This is a genomic window from Bryocella sp., from assembly GCF_058498515.1.
In genome coordinates, this window is record NZ_JBMHYI010000001.1 from 19111 (window position 1) to 31608 (window position 12498).

The 12498-nt window shown below is 63.4% G+C and carries 11 protein-coding genes and 1 other RNA gene; 5 read left to right on the forward strand and 7 right to left on the reverse strand.

Translation table 11 applies throughout. The annotated features are described in order from the left end of the window. Window positions 1-106: 106 nt before the first annotated feature. On the reverse strand, window positions 107-424 hold the full coding sequence (gene yajC / locus AC5E6W_RS00085) for a preprotein translocase subunit YajC (RefSeq protein WP_491750209.1): 318 nt from the start codon (window positions 422-424) through the stop codon (window positions 107-109). A 362-nt stretch (window positions 425-786) separates the two neighbouring features. Between yajC and AC5E6W_RS00090 the strand changes: the two genes are divergently transcribed. Continuing rightward, window positions 787-1773, forward strand: a complete 987-nt coding sequence (locus AC5E6W_RS00090; protein ID WP_491750210.1) for a TolB family protein — start codon at window positions 787-789, stop codon at window positions 1771-1773. An 83-nt stretch (window positions 1774-1856) separates the two neighbouring features. Continuing rightward, on the forward strand, window positions 1857-3284 hold the full coding sequence (locus tag AC5E6W_RS00095) for an MATE family efflux transporter (protein WP_491750211.1): 1428 nt from the start codon (window positions 1857-1859) through the stop codon (window positions 3282-3284). A 299-nt stretch (window positions 3285-3583) separates the two neighbouring features. On the opposite strand, the gene AC5E6W_RS00100 is transcribed toward AC5E6W_RS00095, so the two are convergent. The 4 genes from AC5E6W_RS00100 to AC5E6W_RS00115 form a co-directional block, all read right to left on the reverse strand. Beyond that, window positions 3584-4798 (reverse strand): ABC transporter permease, encoded by a 1215-nt coding sequence (locus tag AC5E6W_RS00100; protein ID WP_491750212.1) that lies wholly within the window; start codon window positions 4796-4798, stop codon window positions 3584-3586. 81 nt (window positions 4799-4879) lie between these two features. Continuing rightward, complete coding sequence (locus AC5E6W_RS00105) at window positions 4880-5263, reverse strand: four helix bundle protein (protein WP_491750213.1); 384 nt, start codon at window positions 5261-5263, stop codon at window positions 4880-4882. Window positions 5264-5344: 81 nt separating this feature from the next. Continuing rightward, the gene (locus AC5E6W_RS00110; RefSeq protein WP_491750214.1) at window positions 5345-6571 is read right to left on the reverse strand and encodes an ABC transporter permease; all 1227 of its coding nucleotides are present in this window, start codon (window positions 6569-6571) and stop codon (window positions 5345-5347) included. Between the two features lie 262 nt (window positions 6572-6833). Then, on the reverse strand, window positions 6834-8084 hold the full coding sequence (locus AC5E6W_RS00115; RefSeq protein WP_491750215.1) for a sensor domain-containing phosphodiesterase: 1251 nt from the start codon (window positions 8082-8084) through the stop codon (window positions 6834-6836). A 226-nt stretch (window positions 8085-8310) separates the two neighbouring features. Between AC5E6W_RS00115 and rnpB the strand changes: the two genes are divergently transcribed. Both rnpB and AC5E6W_RS00125 read left to right on the forward strand, forming a co-directional pair. Beyond that, window positions 8311-8738: RNase P RNA component class A (gene rnpB / locus AC5E6W_RS00120), an RNA gene on the forward strand. 77 nt (window positions 8739-8815) lie between these two features. Further along, window positions 8816-9538 (forward strand): hypothetical protein, encoded by a 723-nt coding sequence (locus tag AC5E6W_RS00125; RefSeq protein WP_491750216.1) that lies wholly within the window; start codon window positions 8816-8818, stop codon window positions 9536-9538. A 9-nt stretch (window positions 9539-9547) separates the two neighbouring features. On the opposite strand, the gene AC5E6W_RS00130 is transcribed toward AC5E6W_RS00125, so the two are convergent. Further along, window positions 9548-10237, reverse strand: coding sequence for an MBL fold metallo-hydrolase (locus AC5E6W_RS00130; RefSeq protein WP_491750217.1), 690 nt, complete (start codon window positions 10235-10237; stop codon window positions 9548-9550). Between the two features lie 217 nt (window positions 10238-10454). On the opposite strand from AC5E6W_RS00130, the gene AC5E6W_RS00135 reads away from it, so the two are divergent. Further along, entirely contained in the window at window positions 10455-11426 is a 972-nt protein-coding gene (locus AC5E6W_RS00135; RefSeq protein ID WP_491750218.1) for a cation diffusion facilitator family transporter, read from the forward strand. Window positions 11427-11568: 142 nt separating this feature from the next. On the opposite strand, the gene AC5E6W_RS00140 is transcribed toward AC5E6W_RS00135, so the two are convergent. Next, a complete protein-coding gene (locus tag AC5E6W_RS00140) occupies window positions 11569-12414 on the reverse strand; it encodes a hypothetical protein (RefSeq protein ID WP_491750219.1) in 846 nt (281 codons plus the stop codon). Window positions 12415-12498 lie beyond the last annotated feature (84 nt).

Here is a 12498-nt window from a genome sequence, read left to right on the forward strand (position 1 = left end):
CAAAGGCCGCAACGCCAACTCTGCGTATAAATGCGTACGCTCGCGATTTCCGAACTGCTTTCGTTCTACTGACGGTCTAGTGTTTTGACTGTCTACTGTTTCCTGTCTACTTCTTGTCCACCGGCTCGTCGGTCGTAACCGCCGCGATGGCGCTCTTCACAAACTCCAGCTTGATGCCGTCGGGAGCCGTGCGGATGACGAAGACGTCGTCCCGAACCGTAACGATGGTGCCCTTGATGCCGGCATTGGTCGTGACCTTGTCCCCGGCCTTGATCGACGCCAGCATCTCATTCCACTTCTTCTGCTTCCGCTGGTTAGGGACGATCATCAGAAAATACAGCGCCACGATGGGCACCAGGTAAATCAGGCTGCCGAGGGACCCAAGTCCGCCCGCCGCCAACAACGCCATCGCCAAACCGTTCAACGCTCAGTTCCTTACCGCCGGCGCCTTGCGCGCCCGGCTGCCCGGCTCCCTCCGCTGGGGGAGATCCGCGGCGTCTTTCATCAAAATTTCGTGGGACCGTTTTACCCGGCGCGCCTGCAAGATCGGCGTCCGAACACCAGCGAAGTTCTGCAGCCCCGGACTCCCACCCAGGACACACGCACACCGCTGGCTCAATCGCACCTGAGCGTTAAGCATCAGGGAACGGCGTTGCGCTGTCAAGAAAATCGCGGGTTTTCGCACGGTTCGGTTGGATGTACTCTGCCGTGCAGCGGCCAGCGGGCAAATATTCGCTCACTCGGCGCGCATCGCTTCTCCAAGTCACTCAAGTCCTTCGAGGTTCCATGTCCATGACTCGTCTGCTCCAGCACGTTGCGGGCCTGCCTTTGCTTACGGCAGCCTCGGTCGCGCTCTCCTCGGGCTCCTTGTCCTCCGCACTCGGCCAGCAGGCCACGCCGCTGCCCAAGCCTGCGGTCTTTGCCCCGGGAGTAATCTCCGGACCAGCCAACGAGGGCACGCCCAGCTTTTCGCCCGACGGCCGAACGCTGCTGTTTACGCGCTCCGCGCCGCGCTGGTCCGTGGTCCTGGAGTCGCACCTCGGGCACGGCCGATGGAGCCGCCCGACAGTCGCCAGCTTCTCCGGCGAGTGGTCGGACTCCTCGCCGGCGTTCTCTCCCGATGGCTCCTACGTCGTCTTTGTCTCGGTGCACCGCCTGCCGCCTGCCAATCCCACAGACGCGCCCCGCGCTACCTCGCACCTGTACCGCGTGGACCGCACCGCGCAGGGATGGGGAGTTCCCCGGGAGCTGCCACCAGCCGTCAACGCATTTCCGCAGATCTTCCGCCCCAGCGTGGCCGCGGACGGCAGCCTCTACTTCACCGCGGCGATGCCCGGGAAGGAGCTGAGTCTCTTCCGCTCGAAGTGCGTCGACGGCGTCTATCGCCAGGCGGAGCCGCTGGCCTTCAGCGATGGCAGCGTGAAGGACGTCGATCCGGAGATCGCCCCCGACGAGTCGTTTCTCGTCTTCACCAGCCGCCGCCCATTCCCCGGCGAGACCGCGCACGAGCACCTCTTCGTCGTCGCCCGCAAGGGTAACGGATGGGGAGAGATCCAGCCCATTCGCTACGAAGGCGACACCGCCAACGGCTCGAGCGAGGATAACGACCCTCGCCTCAGCCCCGACCGCCGCACGCTGTACTTCTCCAGTGACCGGACGATCATCGTGCACTTCCCCCGAACGCACGCCCAGGCCATCGAGGACGCCGCACGCCTGGACTTGTGGGACAACAGCAACACCAACATCTGGACCATTCCCATGCGAACGCTGTAGCAACAATCCCGCAGCGAATGGAAAAGGGCAAGACGTTGGAGCAAAGTCCTCATCCAGCTTTGCTACCCTCAACCATGCCCGGAATGACCAGCATCCGCCGCGAGCTTAAGCCCCTCCTGGCGCTCGCCGCCCCACTCATCCTGGCTGAGCTTGGCTGGAACGCCATGAGCGTCGTGGACACGGTCCTCGTCGGCCGCCTGCCCCACTCCTCCGTGCCCATGGGAGCCGCCGCCATCGCGCAGGTGATGTTCAACGTCTGCACCTTCGGCGCCGGCGGTGTGCTGTTGGGGCTGGACTCGCTTATCTCGCAGGCCTTCGGCGCCCGCGACATCGCCGAAGCCAATCGCTGGCTGCAACACGGGCTCGTGCTGGCAATGCTCGTGGCCGGTGGGCTGATGGCCCTGTTCTTCGCCGGCCCCTATCTGCTCCACTTCCTGCCCATGGACGCCGAGGTCCGCCGTCAGGCCATCCCCGCCATGCAGGGCCTCAGCTGGGGAGCGCTGCCACTGCTCCTCTACTTCACCCTGCGCCGCTACCTGCAGGCCGCGCACCATGCCCGCCCCATCGCCTTCGCGCTGGTCTCCGCAAACCTCGTCAACGCCGCCGGAGACTGGCTCCTGATCTATCCCCATGTGCTGCGCTGGCCCCACACGCTGCGCCTCGGTTCACACACGCTGGCACTCGCAGGCTACGGCGTCGCCGGCTCCAGCTGGTCGACCAGCTTCGCCCGCTTCTACATGATGCTCTGCCTGGTCGTCGCCGTTCTCTGGGCCGACCATCGCCACAACTACGGCCTGCGTACCACGCGCTTCCGCATCGAAGGCCAGCACATGCGCCGCCTGCTCAAGCTCGGCTCGCCCGCCGCCGCGCAAGTCTTCGTCGAGGTCGGCATCTTCGGCCTCGCCAGCTCCATCATCGCCACCTTCGGCTCCCTGCCCTTGGCCGGGCACGAAGTCGCGCTGCAGTGCGCCGCCACCACCTTCATGGTCCCGTTCGCGATCTCAGCGGCGACCGCCGTGCGTGTAGGCCACGCCATCGGCCGCCTTCGCGCCCACGCGGACGGCACAGCCTCCACCGCTCCGCAGGACGCTCCCGCCGCCGCAGGATGGGCTGGAGTCCTCGCCGGAGGCGGCTTCATGCTGCTCTGCGCGGTGGCCTTCTTCACCTTCCCCCGCCCCATCGCCCGCTTCTTCACCCCCGACGAAGGCGTCATCCACGCCGCAATCCCGCTGCTGGGCATCGCCGCCTGCTTCCAGTTCTTCGATGGCCTCCAGACCACGCTCACTGGAGCTCTCCGCGGCGCCGGCAACACCTCCGCCCCATTCTTCACCCAGCTCGTCTGCTTCTGGTTCGTCGCCGCACCTCTGGGTGCTCTGCTGGCCTACCACTTCCACATGGCCGCCGCCGGCGTCTGGATGGGCCTGGCCATCGCGCTGGCAGGCGCAGCCATGGTGATGATCTACGTGTGGTGGCGCACAACCAAGAAAGCCGCCTGGCTCGGCTTGCCCTAGAAGGCCTCTGATCTATTGGGGATCTCGCACTCGGCCATGAGACCGAAGCCGCCATAGAACGGCGTGTGGCACGAACGGTAGGTCACGGCTTCAGCCGTGACACAAAGCTGCAAGATCAACGCGGCTTTAGCCGCTGAGGGACCGTTTGAGCCTGGCTCAAACTTTCGCTGAAGCATTTCCCTGTAGGCGTTATACGGGGGACCGGAAGATCTACCCTTTGAAGGGTACGACCTTCAGCTCGTGCGTTAAACACCCGATGTGCAAAGGGACTTAAAAACCCCTGAGGCAATCTGCCGACCCTACTCGTACCGCAACGCCTCAATCGGGTTCAGGTTCGCCGCCTTGTACGCCGGATAGATCCCAAACACCAACCCAATCCCGCACGAGCACACAAACGCCACCGCCACCCAGATCGGGCTCACCGTCGCCGAAATGAAGAACCGCGCCAGCATCGCCAGCCCCGACCCCACCAGGATCCCAATCGCCCCGCCAATCGCGCACAGCACGATCGCCTCCAGCGTGAACTGCATCAGGATCACGCCGCGCGTGGCGCCAATCGCCTTGCGCACGCCAATCTCGCGCGTCCGCTCCGTCACGCTTACCAGCATGATGTTCATCACGCCCACGCCGCCCACCATCAGGCCCACCGCGCTCAACCCGAACATCAGCAGGAACAGGCTCCCCGTGATCTGCGTCCACAGCCGCGTAATTGAGTCCGAGCCGAAGATAGCAAAGTTGTCGGGCGCGGAATTACGCACCTTGCGCCGCCGCCGCAGCAGCTCGCGAATCTCATCCTCCACCAGCCCCTTGTTCTTCTGGTCGTCGAACTTCGCGCTCAGCCAATAGTCAAGAATCTCCGGGTGCAACTTCTTGAACGTCGTCACCGGCAGATACGCATAGCTGTCCGCAGGATTCTTCCCGCCGCCGAACGCCGTCTTCTGCTTCTCGAAGACGCCAATCACCGTGAACGTGCGGCCATCAACGACGATGTCCTTGCCGATCGGATCGACCGGACCGAAGAGGCCGTCCTTCAGGTCGGAACCAAGCACGACAACGTCCGCCGCGCGTGTCTGATCCATCTCCGTGAAGTACCGCCCCTGGCTCAGCACCAGGTCATAGACCTCGGCGTTCTTCGGCGTATCGCCCTCGAGAGAGACGTTATCGACCTTGCGATTGCCCCACTTCGCAATCACCGAACCCTCGTTGAACTGGTAGTTCGTGTACTGCAGCGACGCCGTCGCCGCCACCACGTGCGGCAGCTTCGCAATCTCTTCCATGTCCTCGTACGTCAGCTGCTTTCGTGCCAGCATCTCTGCCGTAGGCCGCACGCCGATCGCCGGAAACCGGAAGATCCACAACACATTCGTGCCAAACGAAGCGACCAGGTTGGAGATCGAGCTGTTCAGCCCATTGATCACCGAAGAGATCGTAATCACCGTCATCACACCGATGACAATGCCAAGAATCGTCAACCCCGACCGCACCTTGTTGGTGCGCAGAGTATCGAGAGCCATTCGGATAGATTCGCGTTGATCAGTAGTGCGCATAGGCAGATGAGGGAGTGAATAGTGAAGTAGTGAATAGTGAAGAAAAACTTAGTGGCGCGAGGCAGAAGCCTTCTGACTCCGTATCGTGGCGATGACCGAATTCAAAATCTTTACCACCTCGGAAGCAATCCCGTCAGTTTCTGAAATCGCATTCGAATCGCCATAGCCTTGTCGCCTTGCGATCTCGAGTTGGGTCTGGATCTCTAGTGCAGACCCTCGCGCCATTCCGAGAAAATGAAGAAACTCACCTGTCGTAAGCCGGCCCTGACCTTCTGCAATGTTGCTCGCGACCGAAACGCTCGCTCGCCGAAGCTGATTAGTGAGGCCAAACATCTCCTCCCTGGGAAACGTCCTCGTCATCCCATAGATTGCGGATGACAGATCCATGGCCCGCTGCCATGCAATGGAATCTCGAAAGCTCTGCACCGACATGCTGCTCTCCTCGGGTGCGCTCTGCGGAAGCGGCGACATTGCGCCTTACTTCACTATTCACTACTCACTATTCACTGCCCGCTAAAAGTCGCTCCGGAGTGCCACAATCGGATCCAGCTCCGCCGCCTTCCGCGCCGGATACACCCCAAAAAAAATCCCCGTCGACAACGCCACAAACAGCCCCACAAACACGCTCCACAACGCAATCTCCGCCGGAAATCCCAGCAGGATCGACACGCCCTTCGCCACCACCACGCCGCCGATGACACCGAAGATCCCACCCACCAGCGATAGCGTGGCGCTCTCCATCAGGAACTGCATCAGCACATCGGCACGTTTCGCGCCCAGCGCCTTACGCACGCCAATCTCGCGCGTCCGCTCCGTCACGCTCACCAGCATGATGTTCATGATCACCACGCCGCCCACCACCAGCGAGATCGCCGCAATCGCCACCGCCACGCCGCCGATGTAGTTGCTGATCGTCGAGAACAGCCCCGCCAGCGCGCTCGAGGTCTCCAGCGTGAAGCTGTCATCCTCGCCCGGCCGGTCATGCCGCACCTGCCGCATGATCACCCGTGCCTGATCGCTCGCCGCCTGCATCGCGGCGTCGCCGCTGCCGGCCTTCGAGTAAATCGTCACGGACTTCTTCGTGCCGTAGGTCTTCTGGTACGCCGTCAGAGGGATCGCCACCCAGTTGTCCTGGCTCTGGCCCAGCGTCTTGCCCTGCTTCTCGCCCAGGCCAATGATCGTGCACGGCACGCCATCGACGCGGATCTCCTTGCCGATCGGGTCGGCAAACTTCAGCAGGTTCTCCTCGATGTCCGAGCCCACGATGCAGACGTTCGTCGCATGGTCCTCATCCGACTGCGTGATGCTGCGGCCCTCGGCAATATCCAGGTTCTGCATCTCCGGCATGTACGCCGTGTAGCCGCGAATCTGCGTGTCCGTGCTGGACTGCGTGCCATACACAATCTTGCCGGTGGTCGACTGCAACGCTCCCACCTGCCGGCACATCGAGCAGCCCTGCTGGATGGCGTGGTATTGATCCAGCGTAATGACCTTGCGCTTCTGGTACTTCAGGTACTCCTGGTAGCTGGTCGTAAAGCCCGGCTGCTGCGAGATCGTGAAGACATCCGCACCCTGCTTGTTGATCTTCGTCGCGACGTAGCTGTTCGCCCCGTTGATCAGCGTCACGACCGCGATCACGCTGGCCACGCCAATCACCACGCCGAGCAGCGTCAACACGCTGCGCAGCTTGTTCGCCCACAGAGACTGGGCCGCGATCTTGAATGCTTCCTTGGTCTCCATGGACTTTCAGACCTTCCGGGCAGAATTCCTTAGGAACATTGAACAAGCGGCACGAACGGCAGGTCACGGCTTCAGCCGTGACAAAAGCCAGAAACTGATCCGGCTTTAGCCGCGGAGGAAAAGGCCGGGACATGATCGGATATTCCTTCGTCGAGTCTATCCTGCGCACGACGGGGCCAGACCGCGGACGCACGTCTCCTATGGTTAGCAGATACGCGAAGTCAGGAAGATCAGTTCCGTCGCGCCGGGAGCGCCGGCTGGTCTACTGTTCGGCCGCAGCCAGCAGCCAGCCACGCGGCTGACGCCGTTGGCTCGCCTCGCGACGCAGAGTCCGCTCCGCCGAAGCCCGGTGCGAACCCTTCTCCTCGAAGACCGCCACCGAGATCCCGATCACTTCGTTGGCCTCATCGTGTGCCGGCTGGAAGCTGATGAGGATATCCTGCCCACCAACGGTCTCTCCGGAGATCCGCACGTCGGACACCGCCTCGCCACTGAGAGCGCGGCGAAGATACGGCTCGGTCTGCGCGAAGGTCTCGGGGTACAGCTCGCTCAGCGCACGACCGAGGTGCCATTCCACCGGGCGGCCCAGCATGTTCGCCAGGCGATGATTCAGGCTCACCAGCTGTAGCCGGCGATCGAGGAAACAAAGTCCCAGCGGAGCTCCGTCGTAGATCGCCTGCATCTGCGCCAGCCGCTCCGCTGGCAACGCCTCCAGCACGGACCCGCTGGTCGCATGGTGGCTGCCCAGCGCAACAGCGTGCGGCGCGGTGGCCGCAGCCTGCGGCATCTCATCGGAAGCCATTGGCTTGCCGTACCGCCAGCCCTGCGCCAGCTCGCAACCCAGCCGCAGCAGGATCTCCGCCTGCGCATCTTCTTCCACGCCCTCGGCAAGGTTCACCAGGTCCAGGCTGTGGCCCAGGCCCAGGATCGCCGCCACAATCTTGCGGCTCTCGCGCCGTGTCGCAATCGACGCCACAAAGCTCCGGTCGATCTTCAGCTGGTCAAACGGCAGCGCCTGCAAATGCGCCAGCGACGAGTAGCCCGTCCCGAAGTCGTCCAGCGACAGCCGGCAGCCCATATCCTTCAGCGCCTTGGCAATCTGCGTGGCCTGCTCGATGTTGCCGATCAGCGCGCTCTCCGTAATCTCGATCGTCAGCTGATCCAGTGGGAAGCCCTGCTCCTCCGCCGAGTTCCGGATCTGCAGCGGAAGGCTCGAATAACGCATCTGCCGCGGAGAGATGTTCACCGCCAGGTGCGCCCGGACCCTCAGCGCGCCCGCCTCGCGGAACGCCTTGCGCAGCACCTGGTTGGTCAGCTCGCCTATCAGGCCGTTGTCCTCGGCCACACCGATAAAGCTCATCGGCAGGATCAGGCCCTCATGCGGGTGCATCCACCGCGCCAGCACCTCGTACCCCCGCAGCTCGCCGGAGCGCAGGTCGACGATCGGCTGGAAATACGGAACGATCTCGTCTTCTTCCAGGGCCCGGATTAGATCGCTCAGTTTGGCCAACATAGAAATTCAGACTAATGCCAAGTGCAGCGCCTGTGCGGGCCACCCCGCGACCGTTGGTCGTAAGGGAACCCCGGCTGGCACTAGCAGACGGTAACCAGCATCCCCAGACAGTAACCAGTTTTAACCAGTTACCTGCGCAAGGCATACTGCTCCATCGCGCCCAGTTGTGTCCAGAGATAGGCATCCGGGATACCCCAAAATCCCACGCTTGCTACACTGAACAGGTGCAGGCGGTCGGATGGTCGCCGCTCGGCGGGCGCAAGCTACGCCGGGGGGAGGAAAGTCCGAACTCCGCAGGGCAGTGTGCCGGATAACGTCCGGGACGCGAGCGTCAAGGCTCGTGGACGGCCAGTGCAACAGAAAAGAAACCGCCCCTCGCGCAAGTGAGAGGTAAGGGTGAAACGGTGGGGTAAGAGCCCACCGCGTTGGCAGTAATGTCAACGGCACGGTAAACCCCACACGGAGCAAGACCAAATAGGCAGGGAGACAATCGCTCCTCTTCAGGCGATGTCACGTAGCGGCCCGTTACGGCAAGACGAAGAGACGCGCAAGCGAGTCGAAACCTGCGGGTAGGTTGCTGGAGCGTCGTAGTAATGCGGCGCCTAGAGGAATGACCGTCTAAAACAGAATTCGGCTTACGGGCCGCCTGCACAAAATTCTCACAACGGATGACTCCCGGTTCGGAGACCCGGCCAGTACCTGCCCTCGTCTAACCTCACAGAGAGCCTCCTGTGCCGCATCGCCGACTCACACTTCCGCTCGCGATCGCTACGCTGCTCTCCGCAGCGCAGGCTCAGCCTCCCCAGCCCGCGCCCGCATCCTTCGAAATCCTCACCCGCCGCATGGATGTCGATGTCGACGGCGCGCCCACGGCCTATGGCCCGCCCACCCGGAAGACCCTCGACTACCTGAAGAATGCGCACTACCGCGCCCGTCCCGGCGCGCCCATCGTCGGCTACCTCACCGACGACGACAACCCCAGCATCCCCATCGTGCAGGGACCGCACGACCCCGCACCGGGCTACTACATCTCGCAGACAGCCTTCACCGACCCCGCGCGCACCCGCGAAGAAGACCCCCTCCGCTACGTCGACGCCACACGCATCAACTATGTCGTCCTCGGCGACGAAGGCCGCCGCCGCGGAGCCCGGCTCGGAGACTTCGTCGCCGTCTACTCCCACCGCACCCACCGCGCGGTCTATGGCATCGTCGCCGATGACGGCAATCCCAGCGGCAACGAAGGCTCGCTGCACCTGCTGCAGGACCTCGGCTACCCCTTCCGCGACGGCAAGGACCAGTCCGTGACGCACCCCGAGGTCGTCATCCGCTTCTTCCCCCGCTCCAACCCGCGCCAGCTGTTCTTCCGCACGCAGCAGGCCCTCGACACTGCTGCTGAAAAGCTCGGCCTCAGCCGCGACTTCTCGCACGACGAGCTGGCCGCAAAGCCCCGTTAGCTACGTTAGCTACGCCGCCCTTAGCTTCCCGGTCCGCTCCGCTTCGACAATCGCCACCGCCAGCACCTTCGGGTTCAGCGCGCACACTGGACCGTGCCCGGGCGCAATCTGTTCCATCGAGGTCAGGCTCGCCATCTCGAAGAGCTTCCGCGCGCTGACCAGGTTCGTCTCCCGATCCCACGTCGCGAAATTGGGCAGCGGAAAGTACCACGGCGCCCAGCCCGCGAGGCTCGTGTGTCCTCCCACCGTCGTCATCACGTCACCGCAATACAGCGTGCCATCGCGCTCGTCGAGAAAGCTGAAGTGCCCCGGCGTATGCCCCGGCGTCGCAATGCAGCGCAGCGAACCGTACAGCTCTCCATCGGTGACCAGGTGGGTCGGCTTCGACGTCGCGCCCGGATACATTCCCTTCAGCTTCCCTGGAGCCTCACCCGCATCGCGGGAGCGATCCTGGGCCGGCTTCTTCGGCAGCAGCCGCGCCTCGCGCGTGCCGATCGCCACCTTCGCGTTCCCCAGCAGGTGGGTCAACTGGTCCAGCGAACCGATGTGGTCCATGTGGGCGTGCGTCAGCAGGATCCTCTGGATCTCCATCGCAACGCCGAGCTGCCTCGCCGCAACGAGAATGGCCTCCGCCGACCCCGGCAAACCAGCATCGATCAGCGTGTACCCATCCGCCTCCCGCAGCAAATAACAATTCACCAGACCCAGGCGCGTTAACTGGAAGGCATGGTCTGAGACTTCCCTGATCCTCACGTAGTCGTTCTTTCCGCCCTAAGGCTCTTTGCAGGTTGGATGCCGACGAGCGCAGGGCGGAGCGCACTTGCCCCATCCCCCTCTACGGTTTCCTGGCTCTGGTCGGAATCGCCATTCCTGGGAGGAATGCTTCGGGCCCAAGGCCCGGCGTACACTGATATTGATGGCCCTATCGACCACTCGCGGCGCGGTGCAACGCATCCTCAAGATCTCGCTGGCTCTTACAGCACTGTACATCGCCGCGACCTTCATCTTCGGCCTCCGCGCCCATTCCCTGGCACTTCTGTCCGAGGCCGGCCACAATCTCTCCGACTTCGCCGCCCTCGCGCTCAGCTTCTTCGCCGTCTGGCTCCAGGGCCGCAAGCCTTCCGACAAGCGCACCTTCGGCTACCAGCGCGCCGGTGTGCTCGCAGGCTTCGTCAACGCGCTCAGCCTCATGGTGCTGGCCGCCTGGATCGCCATCGAGGCCATCGGCCGCTTCCTCCATCCCGTCGCGGTCGAGCCCCACCTGATGATGTACGTTGCCGCCGCCGGCGTCCTCATGAACGGCCTCATCGCCACGCTGCTCTGGAAGTTCTCCGGAGACGTCAACATCCGCAGCGTCTTCGTCCACATGCTGGGCGACACCATCTCCACCGCCGCGGTCATCGTCGGCGGCTTCGTCATCCAGCTCACCGGCATGTCGTGGATCGACCCCGTCCTCTCGCTCATCATCTCCGGCCTCATTCTCTGGAGCAGCTACGGCATCGTCCGTGAGACCCTGCACATCCTCCTCGAAGGCACGCCCCGCGGCGTCGACCTCGACGAGATTCGCTCCGCGATGAAGAGCACCCCAGGAGTGGTCAACGTGCACGACCTCCACGTCTGGAGCCTCACCTCCCAGAGCCACGCGCTCGCCTGCCACGTGCAGGTCACCGAGATGACCCTCGCCGAGTGCGAAGCCGTCCTCGCCCGCATCAACCACGAGGTCCGCGACCACTTCGGCATCCACCACACCACCATTCAGCTCGAGGTCACCGACTGCCCCACCGTCGACGGCTGCTGTTCCCCACCCGAGCCCATGGTCATCGACGGCCACTCCCACCACCACCACGGCCCCGGCGGCCATACCCACGATCACGCCCACGCCCACTGAGCTTCGCTTGAGGCTTAGCGCAACAGGTTGTCATTCCGAGGCGCAGCCGAGGAACCCCTGTATTCGCTCGTAGCGGCGCTATCCTCTGCTCGCCGAAGATAGAGAGCAGAGTACCCCCTGCCGCGCCGTCCCTCTGCCCACCTCAATAAAACGTCGGCTTCTTCTCCGCCGACTTCTCCTTCTTCTTCCCCCCAAACGTATACGTCACACTCACCGTCGGCTGGCTGGACACACTGATCAGCCGCGGACCCGTGCCCGCGAAGTCCGGATACTTCGAGAGCAGCCCGCGATACTCCGCCCGCAGCGCCAGCGCCGGACTGAAGTGATAGTCGACCCCGAACCCACCCACTCCGAGCGGCCGGAACGTAACCGGCGGCGTCTCATACAGCGGCGTCCCAAGAGGCTTTGCGCCGCGGTTCTCCGGCAGGAACGTCTGCATGCCCGCACCGAGATCGAAGAATCCCGTAAGCCGCGGCGTAATGTGCTTCTGCGCGAAGTACGAAAGGCTCAGCTCATACTGGTCGGCAGGCGTGTAGTAGTTGGCGCCCGTACCCGCGCTGCCGTAGCTCGCTCCGTTGGTGTAGTGCAGCGTGGTGCGCGTGAAACCCATGTTCACTGAGTAGCCCAACCACGGCGTAAAGCTCTGCCGAAACGTGCCCAGCACTCCCGCCGAAGGGTTGGAACTCTCCGTGGCGATGAAGCCTTGGGATTCGTTCTGCAGGCGCGTCGGCGTAAGGCTCGCAAACGCACCCAGCGAGATCGTCGTCTCTATGTGGTGCTTCGCTGTTGCCGTCCGGGGTGCAGCCGCCGGCGTCTCCGGCAACGCATCGCCGCTGGAGCTCGAAGAGCTTTCCGACACTGCGCCCGAAGCCTCAGGCAGACTCACAACCACAGTAGAACGAGACTGCGCGCCCGCCACCATCGCGAGGAACGAAAACACCGCCACCGCAAGGCGTTTCAACGAATGGCAATACGATGCAGACAACATACAAACCTCCAGCGTTTGGGGATGAGCGTTCTGGCCAAGAACGAGGTTTTCGGCGCACACCTCCGCGCAGGCTTCAGAAGCCAG